Origin of the sequence: Mesorhizobium sp. M4B.F.Ca.ET.089.01.1.1 (assembly GCF_004022605.1) — a bacterium.
Lineage (GTDB): Bacteria > Pseudomonadota > Alphaproteobacteria > Rhizobiales > Rhizobiaceae > Mesorhizobium > Mesorhizobium abyssinicae.
Genome location: NZ_RZOS01000061.1, coordinates 1 through 20,130 on the forward strand (window position 1 = coordinate 1; position 20,130 = coordinate 20,130).

20 protein-coding genes are annotated in these 20,130 nt (G+C 65.6%); 11 read left to right on the plus strand and 9 right to left on the minus strand.

Translation table 11 applies throughout. From position 1 onward, the window contains the following. The coding region (locus tag EN780_RS08945) for a magnesium chelatase domain-containing protein (RefSeq protein ID WP_133372591.1) at window positions 1–815 on the minus strand (815 nt) is incomplete at its 3' end. Window positions 816–1,097: 282 nt separating this feature from the next. On the opposite strand from EN780_RS08945, the gene EN780_RS08950 reads away from it, so the two are divergent. Further along, complete coding sequence (locus tag EN780_RS08950; protein WP_128273248.1) at window positions 1,098–2,603, plus strand: Ig-like domain-containing protein; 1,506 nt, start codon at window positions 1,098–1,100, stop codon at window positions 2,601–2,603. On the opposite strand, the gene gshB is transcribed toward EN780_RS08950, so the two are convergent. Next, the gene (gene gshB / locus EN780_RS08955) at window positions 2,600–3,550 is read right to left on the minus strand and encodes a glutathione synthase (RefSeq protein WP_127392687.1); all 951 of its coding nucleotides are present in this window, start codon (window positions 3,548–3,550) and stop codon (window positions 2,600–2,602) included. The two genes, EN780_RS08950 and gshB, sit on opposite strands and share 4 nt — an antisense overlap. On the opposite strand from gshB, the gene EN780_RS39720 reads away from it, so the two are divergent. From EN780_RS39720 to EN780_RS09000, 10 genes are all read left to right on the plus strand, one after another. Then, window positions 3,531–3,773, plus strand: coding sequence for a hypothetical protein (locus EN780_RS39720; protein ID WP_127392688.1), 243 nt, complete (start codon window positions 3,531–3,533; stop codon window positions 3,771–3,773). The two genes, gshB and EN780_RS39720, sit on opposite strands and share 20 nt — an antisense overlap. 47 nt (window positions 3,774–3,820) lie before the next feature. Further along, window positions 3,821–5,056 (plus strand): glycosyltransferase family 2 protein, encoded by a 1,236-nt coding sequence (locus EN780_RS08960; protein WP_127392689.1) that lies wholly within the window; start codon window positions 3,821–3,823, stop codon window positions 5,054–5,056. Continuing rightward, window positions 5,053–5,451 (plus strand): GtrA family protein, encoded by a 399-nt coding sequence (locus EN780_RS08965; RefSeq protein ID WP_127392690.1) that lies wholly within the window; start codon window positions 5,053–5,055, stop codon window positions 5,449–5,451. The genes EN780_RS08960 and EN780_RS08965 overlap by 4 nt, the downstream gene beginning before the upstream one ends. A gap of 193 nt (window positions 5,452–5,644) precedes the next feature. Further along, window positions 5,645–7,456, plus strand: coding sequence for a GtrA family protein (locus EN780_RS08970; protein ID WP_128273250.1), 1,812 nt, complete (start codon window positions 5,645–5,647; stop codon window positions 7,454–7,456). Between the two features lie 101 nt (window positions 7,457–7,557). Further along, window positions 7,558–8,907 carry an EAL domain-containing protein gene (locus EN780_RS08975; protein ID WP_128273252.1) on the plus strand — a complete coding sequence of 450 codons (1,350 nt, stop codon included), beginning with the start codon at window positions 7,558–7,560 and terminating at the stop codon, window positions 8,905–8,907. Window positions 8,908–9,060: 153 nt separating this feature from the next. Then, on the plus strand, window positions 9,061–9,828 hold the full coding sequence (locus EN780_RS08980; protein WP_127285090.1) for an SDR family oxidoreductase: 768 nt from the start codon (window positions 9,061–9,063) through the stop codon (window positions 9,826–9,828). After that, complete coding sequence (locus tag EN780_RS08985; protein WP_127285091.1) at window positions 9,825–10,760, plus strand: 2-dehydro-3-deoxygalactonokinase; 936 nt, start codon at window positions 9,825–9,827, stop codon at window positions 10,758–10,760. The genes EN780_RS08980 and EN780_RS08985 overlap by 4 nt, the downstream gene beginning before the upstream one ends. Beyond that, the gene (locus tag EN780_RS08990) at window positions 10,757–11,398 is read left to right on the plus strand and encodes a 2-dehydro-3-deoxy-6-phosphogalactonate aldolase (protein WP_127392656.1); all 642 of its coding nucleotides are present in this window, start codon (window positions 10,757–10,759) and stop codon (window positions 11,396–11,398) included. The genes EN780_RS08985 and EN780_RS08990 overlap by 4 nt, the downstream gene beginning before the upstream one ends. Continuing rightward, window positions 11,395–12,276 (plus strand): SMP-30/gluconolactonase/LRE family protein, encoded by an 882-nt coding sequence (locus EN780_RS08995; protein WP_127285093.1) that lies wholly within the window; start codon window positions 11,395–11,397, stop codon window positions 12,274–12,276. The genes EN780_RS08990 and EN780_RS08995 overlap by 4 nt, the downstream gene beginning before the upstream one ends. A 135-nt stretch (window positions 12,277–12,411) precedes the next feature. After that, window positions 12,412–13,467 carry a D-alanine:D-lactate ligase-like protein gene (locus EN780_RS09000; protein ID WP_128273254.1) on the plus strand — a complete coding sequence of 352 codons (1,056 nt, stop codon included), beginning with the start codon at window positions 12,412–12,414 and terminating at the stop codon, window positions 13,465–13,467. On the opposite strand, the gene EN780_RS09005 is transcribed toward EN780_RS09000, so the two are convergent. The 7 genes from EN780_RS09005 to EN780_RS09035 all read right to left on the minus strand — a co-directional run. Continuing rightward, window positions 13,464–13,751, minus strand: a complete 288-nt coding sequence (locus EN780_RS09005) for a DUF1330 domain-containing protein (RefSeq protein WP_127285095.1) — start codon at window positions 13,749–13,751, stop codon at window positions 13,464–13,466. The genes EN780_RS09000 and EN780_RS09005 overlap by 4 nt on opposite strands. Window positions 13,752–13,773: 22 nt before the next feature. Further along, window positions 13,774–14,481, minus strand: coding sequence for an orotidine-5'-phosphate decarboxylase (gene pyrF / locus EN780_RS09010; protein ID WP_127392654.1), 708 nt, complete (start codon window positions 14,479–14,481; stop codon window positions 13,774–13,776). After that, the gene (locus EN780_RS09015; protein ID WP_127392653.1) at window positions 14,478–15,074 is read right to left on the minus strand and encodes an NADPH-dependent FMN reductase; all 597 of its coding nucleotides are present in this window, start codon (window positions 15,072–15,074) and stop codon (window positions 14,478–14,480) included. Before EN780_RS09015 ends, pyrF begins: the two co-directional genes overlap by 4 nt. 158 nt (window positions 15,075–15,232) lie before the next feature. Continuing rightward, entirely contained in the window at window positions 15,233–15,838 is a 606-nt protein-coding gene (gene pmtA / locus EN780_RS09020) for a phospholipid N-methyltransferase PmtA (RefSeq protein WP_128273256.1), read from the minus strand. Window positions 15,839–15,964: 126 nt separating this feature from the next. Further along, complete coding sequence (gene dnaJ, locus EN780_RS09025; RefSeq protein ID WP_127285099.1) at window positions 15,965–17,095, minus strand: molecular chaperone DnaJ; 1,131 nt, start codon at window positions 17,093–17,095, stop codon at window positions 15,965–15,967. Between the two features lie 211 nt (window positions 17,096–17,306). Then, window positions 17,307–19,223, minus strand: coding sequence for a molecular chaperone DnaK (gene dnaK / locus EN780_RS09030; RefSeq protein ID WP_127285100.1), 1,917 nt, complete (start codon window positions 19,221–19,223; stop codon window positions 17,307–17,309). A gap of 287 nt (window positions 19,224–19,510) precedes the next feature. Next, on the minus strand, window positions 19,511–20,130 hold a 620-nt coding region (locus EN780_RS09035), incomplete at its 5' end, for an inositol monophosphatase family protein (protein ID WP_128273258.1).

The following is a 20,130-nucleotide window of genomic DNA, read 5'->3' on the forward strand; positions in this document are numbered from 1 at the left end:
GAATGATGCGGGGCGCGGAACGGCCGGCGGTCGGTGAGCTTGCCTTCGCCGAGTTCGCCCGCCACCGAGGCGATCATCGAGACTTCCAAAAGTTCCTTCGGCGCCAGCGGCGGCAGGACCGACGGCAGCCGCTGCGCCAGCATCGACTTTCCAGAACCTGGAGGCCCGACCATCAGCAGATTGTGGCCGCCCGCAGCCGCCACCTCCAGCGCCCGCTTGGCGCTCTCCTGGCCCTTGATGTCGGCGAGGTCCGGCAGGTCGCGCGCCGCGAGCTGGATGCCGGCCTCGGGCCGCGACAGCACCTGCGTGCCGCGAAAATGGTTGGCGACGGCGATCAGGCTGCGCGGCGCCAGGATGTCGAAATCCTTGCCGGCCCAGGCGGCCTCCGGCCCGCAGCCGAACGGGCAGATCAGGCCCTTGTTCTCGGCATTGGCGCCGATCGCCGCCGGCAGCGCTCCGGCCACCGCCGCGATGGTGCCGTCGAGCGACAATTCACCGAGCACGACATAGCCGGCCAGCATGTCGCCCGGAATGGCGCCGAGCGCCGCCATCAGGCCGAGCGCGATCGGCAAATCGTAATGGCTGCCTTCCTTGGGCAGGTCGGCCGGCGCGAGGTTGACGGTGACCTTCTTCGACGGCATCGACAGGCCCGAGGCATGCAAAGCCGCCTGCACCCGCTCGCGGCTCTCCGCCACCGCCTTGTCCGGCAGGCCGACAATATGCATGCCGACCTTGCCCGGCGCGATCATCACCTGGACATCGACCGGCACGGCCTCGATGCCCTGGAAAGCGACCGTGCGAACCCGCGCCACCATCTTGCTCTGCCCCCGGATACCTGTCCGCCCGCCGGTCCTGCGATCAGGCGGCGAGCGGGGTCAGCCAAGACAACCACAGATTTTCGGATTGATCAAGAACATTACAAGAACAAATGTCGACCCCGACCGAGCAACGGGATCCCGCTCGACACACATAATTAACCACATTGGAAAAAGGCGGGACGCGGCCGGGTTTGTCACCGATCCGACGCGCGTACGATGCTATCGTTGGGATCGGGGGGCATCCACAGCACGTCCAGGCGCGAAGGCGAGGAAGACAGGATGCTGACCTTAAGCAATGGCAGCGAGCTCACCGTATGGGAAGAAACCGACAATCCCAATCCGAGCCCTGACGCGGTCCTTTTCAGCATTACCGAAACCGACGGCGATGTGATCGGGCCAATAGGAGCAAAGCCGGATTTCCCGTTCGGTGGGATCGACCTGGCTTCGGTCGATGTCTTCGACGGCTTCTTCACCATCACCAGCTTCACCAACGAGGGCCGAACCGAGACCTGGACGACGGTGGAGACGCAGGTCTTCGACAATGAAGGCAATCTTATCCGCACCTTGTCCGACCAGGCCGCTTTCCTGTCTGCCCAGATTGTCTCGGTCAACGCCGACAGCCCCGACACCATCACGGTGACATGGATCGGCGCGAACGAATATTTCGGCGGCGAAAACACCCAGTATGGGCAGCATCAGATCATCCTGGAAGGCGGCGCGCTGCAGCCCGACAGCTTCGTCAATCATGCGCCCACCGCCGCCGATCTGAACGTGTCGGTTTCACAGGGGCAGTTTCTCGACGACATCAAATTCAGCGCCGCGGACGCCGACTACGATCTCTTGAGCTTTGTCGTCGTGGACGGGCCGGACCACGGCACCCTCGAGCAGAGCACGAGTTTCGACGGCAACTACTACCCGTTTCACCAGGGGCACTACGGCTCGAGCCTGCACTATCATGCCGACTTTCTGAGCGGCAATCTGTTTGACTACACGCCCGAGGCCGGCTTCGTCGGCACCGACAGCTTCACGGTTTACGCTACCGACGGCCAGGGCAACAGCAATGTGGCGACGATTACGATCGCGGTGACGCCGCCGGCCGAATCCATCGCGTTGAGCGACGTCACGAATGTCGTGAGCTATGGAGGCTACGATCATGCCGTGCTCGTCGCCGCGCTGGGCGGTGGCGACCGCATCAGCGGCACCCCGTTCAACGATACGCTAGACGGCGGCGCCGGCCACGACCAGCTGTTCGGCGGCGCCGGCGCCGACACGATCATCGGCGGCGCAGGCACGGATTGGCTGAAGGGCGACGCCGGCAGCGACGCGATAAGCGGCGGTGCAGGCACCGACGGCATCCGCGGCGATACGGGCGACGACGTTCTCGACGGCGGCGCCGGCTCAGACGACCTGCGCGGCGGCGCTGGCGACGACATCCTCAATGGCGGCGCCGGGCGCGACTGGCTAGCCGGCGACGCGGGCCGGGATGTCTTCGTGTTCGACGCACTCGGACCAGCGAACTACGACCGTATCGTCGACTTCAACGCGCTTGACGATGTGTTCCGGCTGGACAGCTCCGCATTCGTCGGGCTGTCGGCCGGCCCGCTTTTTGCTGCCGTCTTCACGGTCGGCAGCGAGGCCATCGATGACAGCGACCACATTATCTATGACGATGCGACCGGCGCTCTGCTGTTCGACCAGGACGGGGCGGGTGGGGCGGCGGGCGTCCGGTTCGCCACCGTGGACCCGGGCACCTGGCTCACTGCGGACGACTTCTTCGTGGTCTAGCCGCGGGATCGCCTTTTGTCCTCGACGCAGTCCCAGAACAGGCTGGCGATGTCGGCGCCGCCGAAACGCTGCACCTCGCGCACGCCGGTCGGCGAGGTCACGTTGATCTCGGTCATGTAGTCGCCGATGACGTCGATGCCGACGAGGATGAAGCCGCGCTCCTTCAGTGACGGACCGATGCGGGCGCAGATCTCGCGCTCGCGCTCCGTCAGCTCGGTCTTCTCGGCGCGGCCGCCGACATGCATGTTGGAGCGGGAATCGTGCTCTGCCGGCACGCGGTTGATGGCGCCGACCGGCTCGCCGTCGATGAGGATGATGCGCTTGTCGCCCTTGCGCACGTCCTTCAGGTAGCGCTGCACGATATAGGGCTCGCGGAACATCTGGCCGAACATTTCGAGCAGCGAGGCAAGGTTGCGGTCGGCCTCGTGCAGATGGAAGATGCCGGCGCCGCCATTGCCGTAGAGCGGCTTGACGATGATGTCGCCGAATTCCTTGCGGAAGGCCGCGACCTCCTGCGGATCCTTGGTGATCAGCGTCTCAGGCATCAGGTCCGGAAATTCGGTGACGAAGATCTTTTCCGGGCTGTTGCGCACCCAGGCCGGATCGTTGACCACCAACGTCCCAGGGTGGATGCGCTCGAGGATGTGCGTGGTGGTGATGTAGTTCATGTCGAAGGGCGGGTCCTGCCGCAGCAGGATGACGTCCATCTCCGACAGGTCGGTGCGCACCTTCTCGCCGAGCGAGTAGTGACTGCCCTTCTCGTCGCGCACCTGCATCTCCTCGATGCGCGCGAACACCTTGCCATCGCGCATCGACAGCCGGTCGGGCGTGTAGTGGAAAAGCTTGTGGCCGCGCCGCTGCGCCTCCAGCGACAGCGCGAACGAGGTGTCGCCGGCGATCGACACGGTGGAGACATGGTCCATCTGGATGGCGATCTTCAGCGGCATAGGGGTCTCCGGCACATTGGAGCGACGTGTCCGTTTGGACGGGCAAGTGCGCTCCAACACTTTGAAACTATGTCGCCGATATAAGGAAATCGGCGGGCTCTGCCAATCGCGACATTTTGAAGATCGCATCAACCAGGCGCGACCCGGCCGCGCGATTGCAGACAAGGCGAGAACCCGCGTCATCGTTTTCTTAAGCCTTGCCATGCAAGGGTGGTTCGAATGAGCCCGGCCCTGCCGACGCCGGACCCAGTCCTTGATGGAACAAGAACCATGAACGCCGTCACAACCATCCGTGCCGCCCAGACCAAGCAGCTCGAGCTGACCATCCTGATGCCGTGCCTCAACGAGGCCGAGACGCTTGCCGTCTGCATCGGCAAGGCAAAGGTCTTCCTCGACAAGGCCGGCATAGCGGGCGAGGTGCTGATTGCCGACAACGGCAGCACCGACGGCTCCCAGGAGATCGCGACGGCGATCGGCGCCCGCGTCGTGCCGGTGCCGCAGAAGGGCTATGGTGCGGCGCTGCTCGGCGGCATCGCCGCCGCCAGGGGCCGCTTCGTCATCATGGGCGATGCCGACGACAGCTATGATTTCAGCGCCCTGGACGCGTTCGTGGCACGCCTGCGCGACGGCGCCGACCTGGTCATGGGCAATCGCTTCCGGGGCGGCATCGAAACGGGCGCCATGCCGCCGCTGCACCGCTATCTCGGCAATCCGGTGCTGAGCTTCATCGGCCGCCTGTTCTTCCGCATCAAGACCGGCGATTTCCACTGCGGCCTGCGCGGCTTCAATGCCGAGAGCATCAGGAAGCTCGATCTGCAGACCACCGGCATGGAATTCGCCAGCGAGATGGTGGTGCGCGGCGCGCTTGCCGGCCTGCGCATCGAGGAGGTGCCGACGACGCTCAAGCCCGACGGCCGCAGCCGGCCGCCGCATCTCAGGACCTGGCGCGACGGCTGGCGGCACCTGAAATTCCTGCTGGTCTACAATCCGCGCTGGATGTTCTTCATTCCGGGCATGGTGCTGGGCGGGCTGGGCACGCTGTTCGCTGCCCTTTTGGTGTTCGGGCCGCTCAGGGTGATCAACAATCTGTCGCTCGACCTCAACACCTTCGTCGCCGCCTGCTTCATGATCGTCACCGGCGTGCAGCTCATCACCTTCGGTGTCATCTCGCGCTACTATGCCGAGGTCACCGGCATCCTGCCGCGCAGCCGCAGGTCCGACTGGCTGACCAGGACCATCAGCACCGATCGTCTCGCCGCCAATGCCGGCACCTGCTTTGCCGGCGGCTTCGCGTTTTGCGCCTACGCCGTGCTGCGCTGGGCGCATCTCGGCTTCGGCCCGCTGGACGATTCCGAAATCCCGCGCATCGTCGTGCTCGGCCTCAGCCTGGTCGTCATTTCGTTCCAGGCCTTTTTCTCGGCATTCCTGCTCGGCGTCCTGGAAATTCCGGTCAAGCGGCTGCGAAACGGCCCGTCCAGCGAACTGCCGGCAGGCGAGAACCAATGATCGACGCGCTGCCGGGCTTCGTCCAGTCGCGCCTGTTCCGCTTCCTGGTGGTCGGCGTCGGCGCGGCCCTGCTGCTGTTCGTGCTGTCGTGGCTGCTGGTTTCGCTCGGCCTTTCGCCGTTCGTCGGCAGTGCCGCCGCCTACGCGATCGCCTTCGTCGTCGCCTATTCAGCGCAGCGCGGCTGGACCTTCGGCGGCGAGCACGATCACGCCACGGCGTTGCCGCGCTATCTCACGCTGCAGCTCGGATGCGCCGTCTTTTCCGGCCTTGTCTCGCATGTGGCGGTTGCGCGCTTCGGCCTGTCGCCGCTTGCCATGTCGGCGCTGACCACGGTCGCGACAAGCGCGCTGAGCTATGTCGCGTCGTCGCTCTGGGTGTTTCCGGCACGCGGCTAGAGCATGATGCCGAAAAGTGTGAAGCGGTTTTCGGGCGACATCATGCTCTATCTCTTTGATTTAGAGTCGGATTCAGATTTCAGGTCGACGACCTGAAATCATCCGGCTCTAGCGCATTTGCGCGCGCGCTTTACGCTTTGTGAAGCGTGCGGCGCTAGCCTGCGGCGCCGACCACTCGCCCGAAAGTCGATCCATGACCGCTGCAAATGCCGCGATTCCTGCCGGGGAAACCGCCCGTTCCTGGCGCATGGATCTTGTGGCGGCGTTGCTCGCCACGCTGGTGGTGCTCTTGGTCAACGCCCATGCCGGTTTCCCGGAATTGGCCAACGCCGGCGGCGACAATGACAGCCTGCTGCAGCTGGTCCAGGTCCGCGACCTGCTGGGTGGCCAGGGCTGGTTCGACATGCAGCAGTACAGGATGGGGCCGGAAGGCGGTTTCGTCATGCACTGGTCGCGGCTGCTCGACGCGCCGCTGGCTCTCGGCATCCTCGTCATGTCGGCCCTGACCGGCAGCAGGCCGCTTGCCGAGCAGATCGTGCAGGTGGCCTGGCCGGCCCTGCTCTTCTGGCTGACGCTGTTCTTCACGGTGCGCGCCGCACGCAGTGTCGGAGGCGCCGGCGCGGTGCTCCCGGCCGTGGTTGTCGGCGCCGCCGCCTACCACTTCATCGGCATCTATTCACCGGGTTCGCTTGATCACCACAATGTCCAGGTGATGCTGACCATGGCAAGCCTCAGCCTGCTGCTCGAGGCGCCCGCGCGCAACTGGATGGCCTTGCCCGCCGGCGTCTGCGCGGCGCTGACGCTGGCCATCGGCATGGAAAGCGCGCCTTACGCCGGCACCATCGGCGCCCTGGTCGCTGTCCTGTTTCTGGTCGACGGCGTGCGGGAAAGGCAGATCGCCAGGAATTTCGGTTTCGGCTTCGCCGGAGTGTCGGCGTTGGTCTTCGTGACGACCGTCCCGATGTCCTCTTGGGGTCAGGCTCAATGCGACGCCTTTTCGATCGCGCAATTCGTTGTCGCCGCCATAGCAGGCATCGGTCTTGCGGCGTTTGCCTCGATCGATGCCGTCGCCAGTCGCTGGCAACGCCGGCTGCTGGCGATCGGCCTGCTCGCCGCAACGCTTGGCGCGGTCGTCGTGGTGGCCTTCCCGCAATGTCTCGCCGCACCCTATGCCGGTCTCGATCCACGCCTAAAGGAACTGTGGCTCGACCACATCGACGAAGCCCAGTCGCTGTTCACGCTGCTCGTTCACAAGCCGGCCAGCGTGGCCGCCCGCTATGCGACGCCGTTGCTGGCCATCGTGGTGATGGCGTTGCGCCTCGCGCATGGCGGCCGGCGCCGGCAGGACAGCCTCGTCGGCGCCCTGCTCATCGTCGCCTTCCTGGTCAGCGCCTGGGAGATACGCGGCTCGACCTTCTCGATTGGCTTTGCCGTGATCCCGCTCTCGGCATGGATCGCCAGATGGCGCCGGCGGGTCGAGGTCAGCCCTTCGCGAAGCGTCTCGCTGCGCATGGTCGCGGCCTGGCTGCTGTCGGTGAACGCGCTCTGGGCCGGCACCGCCACCGCGATGTCGTCGGCCTTCGAGCCGGTCAAGGCCGATGACGGCGGCGTCGACCGGAACTGCGAGAGCAAGGCTTCCTTCGCGGCCCTCGCCGGGCAGCCCGGCACCACGGTGCTGGCGATCTCCAATCTCGGCTCGCCGATCTTGGCCTATACCGGACATCGCGTGTTTTCCGGACCCTACCATCGCAACATCGCCGGAAACCTTCTGGCGCTCGATGCTTTCCTGGGCTCGGACGCCGATGCGCGGGCGATCGTCGAAAGCCATCATGTCGGCCTGGTCGCTGTCTGTCGCGGCAGCGTCGAAAGCCAGCTTCTCGCCGAAAAGGCGCCGAAGGGCTTTCTGGCCGGTCTGATCGATGGCCGCGTGCCGGATTGGCTGGAGCCGGTGGCCGCAAGCCGGGGCGCTCCGATCGAGCTCTACCGCGTGCGCGAAGGCGGTTGAACCGCCGCTTCGGGCGCATCAGAAAATCGATTTCTCGATACGTTTCCTAAAGGGTTTCCTGCCAGTCTCACCGCAAATTCCGACGTGCAACAGGAACACCGATGCAAACGACGTTTGCCACCGGGCAGGCAGGCAGGGAAAACACGGATCTGGCCTTCACCGATCCGCTGACCGGGCTTGGCAATCATCGCCGCTTCTTCGACAAGGTCGACCGCCTTATCAGCGACCGTTCCGAGGACCCGGCGCCCTTCACCGTCGGCATCCTCGACCTCGACGGCTTCAAGCCGATCAACGACCTGTTCGGCCACAAGGCCGGCGACGATATCCTGATCCAGGTGGCGATGCGGCTGCGCGCCTCGATGGACAGCTATTCCACCGTCTGCCGCATCGGCGCCGACGAGTTCGCCTTTCTCTATCCGATGGTGTTCTCAGAGGAGGCGGCGGCCGAAAAGTCGCGCATGCTGATCGAGATCCTGTCGGCGCCCTACGATGTCGGCGAGCGCACCGCCAGGCTTTCGGCCTCGGTCGGCTGCTCGCTGTTCTATTCCGGCGACGAGACCACCGACATCCTGCTCAACAAGGCCGAAACCGCGCTCTACCATGCCAAGCGTTCCGGCCGCGGCCGCGTCGTCGTCTACACCCGCGAGATGGAGGAGGCGGCCAAGCGCGTCACCCGCATCGAGCAGGCGCTGCGCCGCGCCGTCTCGGCCGGCGAGGTCGAGCCGCATTTCCAGCCCATCGTCGCCCTGAACACCCGCCGCACCATCGGCTTCGAGACGCTGGCGCGCTGGACCGACCGCGATCTCGGCACCGTGCCGCCGACCGTGTTCATCCCGATCGCCGAGGAGCGCGGCATCATCGGTCCGCTGTCGCAGCTGGTGCTGCGCAAGGCCACCGAGGCAGCCCGCAGCTGGCCGAAGGACCTGTTCCTGTCCTTCAACCTGTCGCCGTCGCAGCTCGTCGACCAGAACACCGGCCTGCACATACTGGCGATCCTCGACCGCACCGGCTTCGATCCGCGCCGGCTGGAGATCGAAATCACCGAGACCGGCCTGATGAACGATCCGGCCTCGGCCGAGAAGATCGTCGAGGACCTGCGCCGCGTCGGCATCCGCGTCTCGCTCGACGATTTCGGCACCGGCCAGTCCTCGCTCGGGCGCCTGCGCGAATTCCATTTCGACAAGCTCAAGATCGACCGCGCCTTCGTCTCCTCGATCCTCGACGACCGCCCGTCCGAGCACATCATCCGCGCCATCCTCGCCATGTGCGAGGGGCTCGGCATGGATGTCGTGGCCGAGGGCATCGAGGAAGAGGCGCAGGCCGACCGCCTCGTCCAGTTCGGCTGCGCCGGCGGCCAGGGCTACCTGTTCGGCAAGCCGGTCGATGCCGACGCCACGCTCGGCTATCTGCGCGATTCCTATCGCGGCGCCTTGCACGCCAAGGCGATCTGAACGCCGTTCCGCACGGATTCAGCCAGCCCCTTCATCCGGTGCGGGCGTGATTTGCCTTTTTGTCAGACATAAGCTCGAAAATCTGACGTTTATCCCTTGCCCGCGCGCCTTGTCTGGATAGGATGCGCGCCGACTTGGCCAGGGAGAAAAAACATGATGCCATCGGCGCGTTTTGCCGATCTCGAAGGCGCTTCGGTGCTGATCACCGGCGGCGGTTCCGGTATTGGCGCGGCGCTGACCGAGGGCTTTGTCCGGCAAGGCGCGAAGGTCGCCTTCATCGACATCGCCGACGGTCCGAGCATCGCGCTTGCCGACCGCGTCGAGAAGGAGCAAGGCCGGCGGCCGCTCTACCTCAAGACCGATCTGCGCGACATCGAGGCGCTGCGCGCCTCGGCTGCCAGGGCGGCTGAAGCGCATGGCGACGTCACCGTCCTGGTCAATAACGCCGCGCTTGACGACCGCCACGCGGTCGAGGACGTCACCGTCGAGTTCTGGGACAACAACCTCGCCGTCAACCTGCGCCCGCATTTCTTCACCGCGCAGGCGGTGGCGCCGGGCATGAAGCGGGCCGGCGGCGGCTCGATCATCAATTTCACCTCGACCTCCTATCTGATCAACCATCCGGATATGCCGGCCTACACCGCCGCCAAGGCCGGCATACTCGGCCTCACCAAGGGCCTGGCCGGCAAGCTCGGCGCCGACCGCATCCGGGTCAACGCTATCGCACCGGGCTGGGTGATCACCGAACGGCAGAAGGAGCTCTGGGTCACCGAAGGGTCGCTCACCGCCCATGTCGCCAAACAGTGCATCAAGGACGTCATGCTGCCCGACGACATCGTCGGCACGGTGCTGTTCCTCGCCTCGGATGCCTCGCGCATGCTGACTGCGCAGATGCTGATCGTCGATGGAGGCTTCCTGTGAGCGCGGCGCCCGCGGTCGCGGCGCTCGACTGGGGCACGACCAGGCTCAGGGCCTGGTTGCTCGACGACGCCGGCAAGGTGCTTGCCGAGCGTCGCGGCGACGACGGGCTGATCACCGCGCGCGAGAAAGGGTTTTCGACGGTTCTCGAGGGCCACCTGGCCGCCATGGGCGCGCCGGAAACGCTGCCGGTCATCATCTGCGGCATGGCCGGATCCCGCCAGGGCTGGCTGGAAGCGCCCTATGTCACCGTGCCGGCGCCGATCGGCGCCATCCTGGCCGGCGCTATCAGGGTTCCCGGCCAGGGCCGCGACATCCGCATCGTGCCGGGCCTTGCCCAGCGGCTGGCCGATGCGCCCGACGTGATGCGCGGCGAGGAAACCCAGCTTGCCGGCGCCGGTTTGCCGGCAAAGGGTCGCCATCTCGTCTGCATGCCCGGCACGCATTCGAAATGGGTGGCCGTCGAGGACGGCGCCGTCGCCGGCTTCGGCACCTGGCCGACGGGCGAGCTGTTCTCGGTTCTGGCCGCGCATTCGATCCTGCGCCATTCGCTGGGCGAGCATCCGGCAGCGGTGGCGGCTGACAATCCCTTCTTCCGTCAATGGTGCGAACGAGCGCTCGGCGAGGGCGGCGACGTCACCTCGAAGCTGTTTGCCATCCGCGCCGCCGGCCTGCTGCACGACCTGCAGTCCGACGATGCGGCGGCGTGCCTGTCGGGGTTGCTGCTCGGCGGCGAGATCGCTTCGGCAAAACGCCGCTATGGCGCCGGCGATGAGCCGGTCGTGCTGGTCGCCTCCGGCGCCCTCGCTGTGCTCTATGGCGCCGCGCTGGGCGTCGCGGGCCTTGCCCTCAGAACCGTTGACGCCGATGAAGCAGTGCGTGCCGGCCTCGTCGAGGCGGCGCGCGAGAACGGCATGATTGGAGCCGCCGCGTGACCCAGACCGCACCGTTTCCGAACCTCAAGCGCGGCCTCGTCGCCATCCTGCGCGGGCTGAAACCCGGCGAAGCGGTGGCGATCGGCCAGGCGATCTTCGATGCCGGCATCGAGGCGATCGAGGTGCCGCTCAATTCGCCGGAACCCTTCGTCTCGATCGCCAGCCTTGTGCAGGCGTTGCCGAAGACGGCGCTGGTCGGCGCCGGCACCGTGCTGACGGTGGCCGATGTCGACGCCCTGCACAAGGCCGGCGGGCGCCTGCTGGTCAGCCCCAACATCGATGCCGAGGTGATGGGGCGCGCCATGACCTACAACATGGTGACGATGCCCGGCGTGTTCACGCCGACAGAGGCCTTCCTGGCGATAAGGCTCGGCGCCTCGGCGCTGAAATTCTTCCCGGCAAGCGTGCTTGGCGCCGGCGGCATTTCGGCCATGCGCGCGGTGCTGCCGGCCGAAATTGTGGTCGGCGCCGTCGGTGGCGTGTCGGACAAGGATTTCGCCGGCTATAAATCGGCCGGCGTCAGCGCCTTCGGCCTCGGCTCCAGCCTGTTCAATCCTGGCATGAGCGTCGAGGAGGTGGCGACCCGTGCCCGCGCCGCCGTAACCGCCTGGGACGCGGCATTCGGGGGAGAGGCATGATGGACAACGGCGTTTCGGTTTTCTCGGACCATATCTGCCAGCTAGGCGAGGGGCCGAGCTACGACCCCGGCAGCGATGCCCTGTTCTGGTTCGACATCGTCAACGGCCTGCTTTTGGAGCAGGGCGTGGGCTCCGGCGTCCTGAAGGTGCATGAGCTCGGCCTGATGGCCAGCGCGCTCGCCATCATCGACGACGCCCGCCAGCTGATCGCCACCGAGACCGGCCTGCATGTCCGCGACGTCGCGACCGGCAGGCTGACGCTGCACACCGCGATCGAGGCCGACAATCCGCTGACCCGCTCCAACGATTCGCGCGTCCATCCTTGCGGCGCCTTCTGGGTCGGCACCATGGGCAAGGACGAGGGCAAGGGCGCCGGGGCGATCTACTGGTTCTTCAAGGGCGAGTTGCGCCGGCTGTTTTCCGACATCACCGTGTCGAACTCGATCTGCTTCTCCGAGGACGGAAAGATCGCCTACTACACCGACACCTCGACCGGGCTGTTGATGCGCGTCGCCTGCGATGCGTCAACCGGCCTGCCCGTAGGTGAACCAAAAGTGTTCGTCGACCATCGCAAATCGATGGGCTATGTCGACGGCTCCGTCGTCGACCGCGACGGCGTGCTGTGGAACGCTGTCTGGGGCGGCAAGGTGGTCAAGGCCTATGCGCCCGACGGCGCGTTGCTGCGCGAAATCCCGATGCCGGTGACGCAGCCCTCCTGCCCGGCCTTTGTCGGCGCCAAGGCCGACAGGCTGGCGGTGACCTCGGCGTGGAAGGGCAAGGACGACAAGCAGCGCAAGCTCGATCCCCAAGCTGGCATGACCTTCCTGCTCGGCATTCCCGTCAACGGCCGCTTCGAGCCGCGCGTGCTGATCGCCTGATACGGGCCACCGGCCCGCTTTGCGGGCTGGGACCTGGTTCTGTCACGCATCCGCCCGCCCCGGTCGGTTTCGCGAAAGCCGATCGCAGCAGTCGTGCGATGGTAGCGGCATGACCGCCGGGAGCCTTGCCATTCGATGCCGCGCAACCAGCCGAGACTGATCCTTGTCCACGAGCCGGAAAGAGCCTGTTGCGAACGGCTTGTCGCTGACGGCCATGAGCCGGAGCGTGCCGCCGAAATCTCGTCCTATCTGGCGCAGTCGACCGATCTGGCGGGGGAGTTCGACGCGCTGGCCGCGGCTTGCGACAAACGCGGCCTCGCCTTCGCGCCGGTCGAGTTGGATGAAGCCGCCGGCGTGCTTGCCGGCGCTGATCGGGAGGCCACCCTGGTCTGGACGTTGACCGACGGCGTCGCCTATTTCCGTGGTGGCGCCGCGCCCGCGCTGGCCAGGTTGAACGGGCTGCGGACGATCGGCGCCGATGATTCCGTGTTCGCGCTCTGCCAGGACAAGTTCCGCTCGGGCGCCGTGCTCGACGCGCTCGGCCTGCCGGTGCCGCGGGCCGGCCTGGCGCGGGACGGCAACTGGCTGGTCGCGCCCCCGGCCTCGCAAGCCGGCTGGTTCGTCAAGCCGAACCGGCTCGGTGCCAAGATCGGAATCTGGCCGGATTCGCGCGTCGATGATCTTGGCCATGCGCTGGAGCTTAGCCGGCGTGTCTTTGCCCACTATCGCGACGATGTCGTCGTCCAGCCCTATGTCGCCGGCCGCAATGTTCGCGCCAGCTTCCTCGGCCTGAAGCCAGACACCGGCGTCGAGGCGCTCGGCATCGCCTTTGTCGAGTCCGGTGGCGATTTCCAGACCATGGCTGACAGCCTGGCGCTCTATGGCGACACCGGCGTGGTCGCGAAGGCGGCTGGAACCTATGCCGAGCCTGAGCTCCAGCCTGTCGCCGCCAGCCAGCCGGCGGCCGATCGGGCGATCCGCGCCATGGCGCAAAAGCTGATTGGCGGGCTTGGCCTGAAGGACGTCTTTTCGATCGATCTCAGGCTCGAGGCCGACGACACCGTCCATCTCATCGAGTTCGAGGTCTGCCCCGGCCTGCCCTGCTTCGATTTTCGCGCCTATTGCGCCTCGCAATGGGGGCTGGGCCTCGCCGATGCGATGGCTGAAACCGCGAGGACCCGGCTAGGCTAGACGCCCTCGACCAGAACGATCTCGCCATCGGCCACTTTCTGGCGGATGGCGACGGCGCGCTGGTATTCCGGCGAGTGGTAGCAGTCATGCGCCGCGGCGAGCGACGGAAACTCGATGATGACATTGCGCGCGCGGCCCGCCCCCTCGGCCTTCTCATGCTCGCCGCCGCGCGCCAGGAACTGCGCGCCGAACCGCTCGAACGCCGGCTTCGCGGCGGCGACATAGTCCTTGTAGCCCTCGGCGTCGCGCACATCGACGCGGGCGACCCAGTATCCCTTTGGCATGCTTCTTCTCCCGGTTGCGGCGTTACGCCGAGCGCATCTCGTCAAGTATCGCTGCGGCCGCCGCGCGCCTGTCGTCGGCGGCGACGATCGGCCGGCCGACCACGAGATGGCTGGAGCCGTTGCGGATCGCCTGGGCCGGCGTCACCACCCGTTTCTGGTCGCCGTGGTCGCTTCCCTTGGGCCGTATGCCCGGCGTGACCACGGCCATGTTCGGCCCGACGATCCGGCGCACGGCTTCCGCTTCCTCCGCGGAACAGACGACGCCGCCCATGCCGGCATGCAGCGCCTGTTCCGCGCGCCTCAGCACCAGCGTGTGCGGATCGTATTCGTAGCCGGCATCGATCATGTCCTGCTCGTCCATCGAGGTCAGCACGCTGACAGCGAGCAGGCAGAGATCGCTGCCCCTGGCCGCTTCCACCGCTGCCCGCATCGCCTTCGGATAGGAGTGGATGGTCAGCATCGACATGCCCATCCTGACGATGCTCTCGACCCCCTTGGCCACCGTGTTGTCGATGTCGAGCAGCTTCATGTCGAGGAAGATCTTGGTGCCGCCGCTGGCAAGCTCGCGGGCGAAGTCGAGCCCGCCGGCGAAGGCGAGCTGATAGCCGATCTTGTAGAAGGACACAGTGCCGTCAAGCTCGCGCACCGCCTTCTCGGCCTCTTTCAGCGTCGGCACGTCGAGGCCAACGATCAGCCTGTCGCGCATGGTGTCGGCATGTTCGGGAATCATGCCTCGATCCGGCTGGACAGCATGCGCGAGGTTTCGATCAGTGTGCGGCATAGGCGCTCCATCGATTGGCGTAGACTGTCGTCGCGGAAATGTCCATCCTGGTCGAAGGCGTCGCTGGCGCCCGAGACCGAGCATTCCGGCGTGACCACCTCGACCTGGCAGCGCACCAGCACGGCACGCAGATGATTGATGCAGCGTATGCCGGCGAACTTGCCGTCGGAGGAGGAGCAAAGGCCGGCCGGCTTGCCCGGAAACGGCCTGAACGAGCGGCTGCCATCGCGGCGTATCCGGCTCACCCAGTCGACGCTGTTCTTGAGCAGCGGCGGGATCGAGCCGTTATATTCCGGCGTTGCGATCAACAGCCCGTCATGGCCGGCGATCAGCCGGCCGAGCCGCATGGCATTCTGCGGAATGCCTTCTTCCTTTTCCAGGTCCTCGTCCATGATCGGCAGCGGATAGTCGCCGAGCGAGATGCGCGTCACCTCTGCGCCCTGCATGGCAAGCTCTCGCTGCGCCACGTCGGCGGTCCTGCCGCTGAAGGCGCCCGACCGGACCGATCCGGCGAAGACGAGGATTTTCGGGATTACTGGCATTGCCCACCCTTGTTCCCGGACAGGTACAGAAAGGGGGCGTTCAAATCAACGGTTGGATGAGGAACCGGGAGTAGGGGAATAAGGGAGTAGGGCAGCAGGGGGAATGTACGGCTCGATTTCCCTACCCCTACTGCCGTACTCCCCTATTCCCTTCTCATCTAATGCGCCTCGCGTCGGTAGATCCACAGCTGCGTCGGCGGAATGTTGCGGATGATGAAATCGAAATGCTTGACCGTGTAGTCGCCACGGCCGGGCGGGATCGGCGACAGCGGACCGTAGGTCAGCTGCACGATCGGCCGGCCGGCGGGGATGCGGTCGAGCAGGCTTTCGATATAGGCGATGCGCTGGGCGACCGGGAAGTTGAGCAGGGGCACGCCGGAGACGACCGAATCGAACACCATGTCTCGCTTGTCGCCGAGCGTCGCGTTGAGATTGAAGGCGTCGCCCTCGATGACGTTGACGCCGGGATAGAGCTGACGCAGATGGCGCACGAAATCGGTCGAGTATTCAACGGCGTAGAGATTTTCCGGCTTCACGCCCCGGGCCAGGATGGCACGCGTGATGACGCCCGTGCCCGGTCCAACCTCGAGCACCGGCAGGCCGGATCTCGGGTTGACGATCGAGGCCATCTTGCGGGCGGTGATGGAACTCGTGGGAACGATCGAGCCGACCGTCTTCGGCTTGTCGATCCAGCCCCGGAAGAACTTCAGCTCGTCGTCGAACTTCTCCGCCAGCGACTTGCGCAATCCGGGACCACGTGCCATGCGAGCTCTCCTCAACGCTCCCCGACCCGCTAATTAGCAGCTAGGTGGGACAAGGCAAGGCGTCAACCTGGCATAAGGTGTTGATGACGCTCGGGAAGCATCCCGGATGCATGCCGTTTCAAACTGTCACCGATCGCCGAACGACTCAAAAAAGTCCTTCATGCGGGCGAAGAAGCCGCTCGACTGGGGCGAATTGTCCTGCGAGGACAACTGCTCGAATTCTTCCAGCAGCTCGCGCTGGCGGCGCGACAGGTTCTGCGGCGTCTCGACCGCGGTCTGGATGTAGAGGTCGCCGACATTGGGCTGGCGCAGCACCGGCATGCCCTTGCCCTTCAGCCGGAACTGGCGGCCGTTCTGCGTGCCTTCCGGCACCTTCACCTTGGTCTGCGTGCCGTCCAGCGTCGTCACCTCGAACGAACCGCCAAGAGCAGCCGTCGTCATCGAGATCGGCACCTTGCAATAGAGATCGGCGCCGTCGCGCTGGAAGAATTCGTGCGGCTTGACCGCGAGGAAGATGTAGAGGTCGCCAGACGGACCGCCGCGCAAGCCGGCCTCGCCCTCATTGGCAAGCCGGATGCGGGTGCCGTCCTCGATGCCGGCCGGGATGTTGACCGACAGCGAGCGCTCCTCGGTGACGCGGCCCTGGCCGGCGCATTTCGGGCACGGGTCCTTGATCGTCTGGCCGCGGCCCTGGCACTGCGGACAGGTGCGCTCGATCGAGAAGAAGCCCTGCGTTGCGCGCACCTTGCCGTGGCCGTTGCACATCGAGCAGGTCGCCGGCTGGGTGCCCGGCTTGGCGCCGCTGCCCGAGCATTCCGAACAGGAGATCGAGGCCGGCACGCGGATTTGCGCGGTCTTGCCGGAGAACGCCTCCTCCAGCGAGATTTCCATATTGTAGCGCAGGTCCGCGCCGCGCTCGCGGCCGCCCGACGAGCGCCGCTGGCGGCCGCCCATCATGTCGCCGAAAATATCCTCGAAGATGTCGGCGAAGCCGCCGGCGCCGAAGCCCTGCGCGCCGCCATTCATGCCGCCATGTTCGAAGGCGGCGTGGCCGAAACGGTCATAGGCCGCGCGCTTCTGCGGGTCCTTCAGTGTCTCGTAGGCCTCGTTGATTTCCTTGAACTTGTGCTCGCAGGCGTGGTCGCCGGGATTGCGGTCGGGATGGAACTGCATGGCGAGCTTGCGGAAAGCGCTTTTGAGCTCCTTCTCGTCGGCGCCCTTTTGCACGCCCAGCGTCTCGTAGAAATCAGCTTTCATTTTTTCCCGCAGTCCGGATGCTCAACGTCTTGATGCACTGTTGCGTCGTTTGCCGGCACGTCGTTTCGATTTAGGTGCGATGGTGGCCGTATGCCAGCCTTGACGCGGGTTTGCCCGCGTTTTTTCGGCCGCGCCTAGCACTTTTTCAGCCAGGGTTGCAAAAAAGCCCGGCTTTGCGCCGGGCTTTTCGCTTTATCTGGCGTCAGACGGTTCAGGCCGACTTCTTCTTGTCGTCATCCTCGTCGATTTCCTCGAAGTCGGCATCGACCACGTCCGAGTCCTTGGCGGCGTCCGCCTTGGCGTCGGCCTCGGCCGCTTCCTTCTGCGAGGCTTCGTACATGGCCTGGCCAAGCTTCATCGAAGCTTCGGCGAGCGCCTGTGTCTTGGCCTCGATCTCGGCCGCGTCGTCACCCTCGGTGGCGGTCTTCAGCGCCGCGATCGCATCGGAAATCGCCGTGCGCTCGGTCTCGGAGACCTTGTCGCCATATTCCTTCAGCGACTTCTCCGACGAATGCACAAGCGCCTCGGCCTGGTTGCGGGCCTCGACCACGGCGCGGCGCTTCTTGTCGGCCTCGGCATTGGCCTCGGCATCCTTGACCATCTTCTCGATGTCGGTGTCCGAAAGACCGCCGGACGCCTGGATGCGGATCTGGTGCTCCTTGCCGGTGCCCTTGTCCTTGGCAGAGACGTTGACGATGCCGTTGGCGTCGATGTCGAAGGTGACTTCGATCTGCGGCACGCCGCGCGGCGCCGGCGGGATGCCGACCAGGTCGAACTGGCCGAGCATCTTGTTGTCGGCCGCCATCTCGCGCTCGCCCTGGAAGACGCGGATGGTCACCGCCGACTGACTATCCTCGGCGGTCGAGAACACCTGGCTCTTCTTGGTCGGGATCGTCGTGTTGCGCTCGATCAAGCGGGTGAACACGCCGCCCAGCGTCTCGATGCCGAGCGACAGCGGCGTCACGTCGAGCAGCAGCACGTCCTTGACGTCGCCCTGCAGCACGCCGGCCTGGATGGCGGCGCCGAGCGCCACGACCTCATCGGGGTTGACGCCCTTGTGCGGCTCCTTGCCGAAGAACTGCTTCACGATCTCCTGGATCTTGGGCATGCGGGTCATGCCGCCGACCAGGACGACCTCGTCGATCTCGCCGGCCTTCAGGCCGGCGTCCTTGAGCGCCGCCTTGCAGGGATCGATCGTGCGCTGGACGAGATCCTCGACCAGGCTCTCGAACTTCGCCCGGGTCAGCTTCAGCGTCAGGTGCTTCGGGCCGGTGGCGTCGGCGGTGATGAAGGGCAGGTTGATCTCGGTCTGCGTCGTCGACGACAGCTCGATCTTGGCCTTCTCGGCCGCCTCCTTCAGGCGCTGCAAGGCAAGCTTGTCGGCCTTCAGGTCGATGCCCTGTTCCTTCTTGAACTCGGCCGCCAGATACTCGACCAGGCGCATGTCGAAATCCTCGCCGCCGAGGAAGGTGTCGCCATTGGTCGACTTCACCTCGAAGACGCCGTCGCCGATCTCGAGCACGGAAATGTCGAAGGTGCCGCCGCCAAGGTCATAGACGGCGATGGTCTTGCCGTCCTTCTTGTCGAGGCCGTAGGCAAGGGCTGCCGCGGTCGGCTCGTTGATGATGCGCAGCACCTCGAGGCCGGCGATCTTGCCGGCGTCCTTGGTCGCCTGGCGCTGGGCGTCGTTGAAATAGGCCGGAACGGTGATGACCGCCTTCTCGACCTTCTCGCCGAGATAGGCTTCCGCCGTCTCCTTCATCTTCTGCAGGATCATGGCCGAGATCTGCGACGGCGACTGCTTCTTGCCGCCGGCCTCGACCCAGGCATCGCCATTGTCGCCCTTGACGATCTTGTAGGGGACAAGCTTCTTGTCTTTCTCCGTCACCGGATCGTCATAGCGGCGGCCGATCAGGCGCTTCACCGCGAAGATGGTGTTTTCAGGATTGGTGACCGCCTGGCGCTTGGCCGGCTGGCCGACGAGGCGCTCGCCGTCGCCGCTGATGGCGACGATGGAAGGGGTCGTGCGCGCGCCTTCCGCATTCTCGATGACCTTCGGCTCCTTGCCATCCATGATGGCGATACAGGAGTTGGTCGTTCCCAGATCGATACCGATTACTTTTGCCATTGTTCTAGTCTCTCCGCTAAGCAGGCTCTCAGGACCCGTGAAGGCGTTCCGACGAAAGCCCCTGTTCACAAGAAATCCCGTTCCGGCAACCGGCTTTCCGGCGCCGAACGGCTTGGCGCGTATATAAGAACAGGCCGGACGGCGCGCAAGCATTCTGCGCAAGGCGTCCACTATCCCGGTCCACGGCAGGGAAAAGGCCTAAATCACGCGTACCGCAGCCGATTTGCCGCCGGACATGGCCAAACTTGCAGAATCCGAGGCGGGCAAAAACGTCGCAGCCGCCGCAATCAGCGCCCGAATGCCTCGACGCAGAGTGCCTGCAGCTTCGGGAAGATCGCCTTTCCACCGGCGATCACCTTCGTCCCCTGGCCGATGACGGTTGCCGGATCAGCCGTGAGCACCGTGCCGCCGGCTTCCTCGACCAGCAGCATGCCGGCCAGGCAATCCCAGGCGTTCATATGTTCCTCGACATAGCCGAGCAGCCGGCCGGAGGCGGCATAGGCGAGCATCAGCGCGCCCGACGCGTTGCGGTAGAAGACGCCGCCTTCGGCCATGATGGCGCGGATGAGCACGGCGACATGCTCGGTGTTGGCCCGGTTCGACAGCCCGGTTCCGACCGATCCTTCCGTAAGGCTCGCGGCCTTGCTCGCCGTGATCGGCCTGCCGTTGACGAAGGCGCCGCCGCCGCGATGGCCGTGGAAGGTCTCGCCCGTCGAGGGCTCGTGGATGACACCGACCACCGTCTCTCCGTTACTGGCGCAGGCGATCACCACGCACCAGGCCGGAATGCCGCGCACGAAATTGGCGGTGCCGTCGATCGGGTCGATCACCCAAACATGGCCTGTCGTCCCCGCGACCGCGGCATGTTCCTCGCCGACGATGCCGTCCTGCGGATAGGCTTCGGCGA

Excerpts from the sequence above, each read along its gene's own strand:
- EN780_RS08975 (WP_128273252.1), top strand. The coding sequence starts at position 7,558 with ATGCAAACGACGTTTGCCACCGGGCAGGCAGGCAGGGAAAACACGGAT.
- EN780_RS39720 (WP_127392688.1), top strand. The coding sequence starts at position 3,531 with ATGGCGATCTTCAGCGGCATAGGGGTCTCCGGCACATTGGAGCGACGT.
- EN780_RS09000 (WP_128273254.1), top strand. The coding sequence starts at position 12,412 with ATGCCGCGCAACCAGCCGAGACTGATCCTTGTCCACGAGCCGGAAAGA.
- EN780_RS08950 (WP_128273248.1), top strand. The coding sequence starts at position 1,098 with ATGCTGACCTTAAGCAATGGCAGCGAGCTCACCGTATGGGAAGAAACC.
- EN780_RS09015 (WP_127392653.1), bottom strand. The coding sequence starts at position 15,074 with ATGCCAGTAATCCCGAAAATCCTCGTCTTCGCCGGATCGGTCCGGTCG.
- gshB (WP_127392687.1), bottom strand. The coding sequence starts at position 3,550 with ATGCCGCTGAAGATCGCCATCCAGATGGACCATGTCTCCACCGTGTCG.
- dnaJ (WP_127285099.1), bottom strand. The coding sequence starts at position 17,095 with ATGAAAGCTGATTTCTACGAGACGCTGGGCGTGCAAAAGGGCGCCGAC.
- EN780_RS08960 (WP_127392689.1), top strand. The coding sequence starts at position 3,821 with ATGAACGCCGTCACAACCATCCGTGCCGCCCAGACCAAGCAGCTCGAG.
- EN780_RS08965 (WP_127392690.1), top strand. The coding sequence starts at position 5,053 with ATGATCGACGCGCTGCCGGGCTTCGTCCAGTCGCGCCTGTTCCGCTTC.
- dnaK (WP_127285100.1), bottom strand. The coding sequence starts at position 19,223 with ATGGCAAAAGTAATCGGTATCGATCTGGGAACGACCAACTCCTGTATC.
- pyrF (WP_127392654.1), bottom strand. The coding sequence starts at position 14,481 with ATGATTCCCGAACATGCCGACACCATGCGCGACAGGCTGATCGTTGGC.
- pmtA (WP_128273256.1), bottom strand. The coding sequence starts at position 15,838 with ATGGCACGTGGTCCCGGATTGCGCAAGTCGCTGGCGGAGAAGTTCGAC.
- EN780_RS08980 (WP_127285090.1), top strand. The coding sequence starts at position 9,061 with ATGATGCCATCGGCGCGTTTTGCCGATCTCGAAGGCGCTTCGGTGCTG.
- EN780_RS09005 (WP_127285095.1), bottom strand. The coding sequence starts at position 13,751 with ATGCCAAAGGGATACTGGGTCGCCCGCGTCGATGTGCGCGACGCCGAG.
- EN780_RS08970 (WP_128273250.1), top strand. The coding sequence starts at position 5,645 with ATGACCGCTGCAAATGCCGCGATTCCTGCCGGGGAAACCGCCCGTTCC.
- EN780_RS08995 (WP_127285093.1), top strand. The coding sequence starts at position 11,395 with ATGATGGACAACGGCGTTTCGGTTTTCTCGGACCATATCTGCCAGCTA.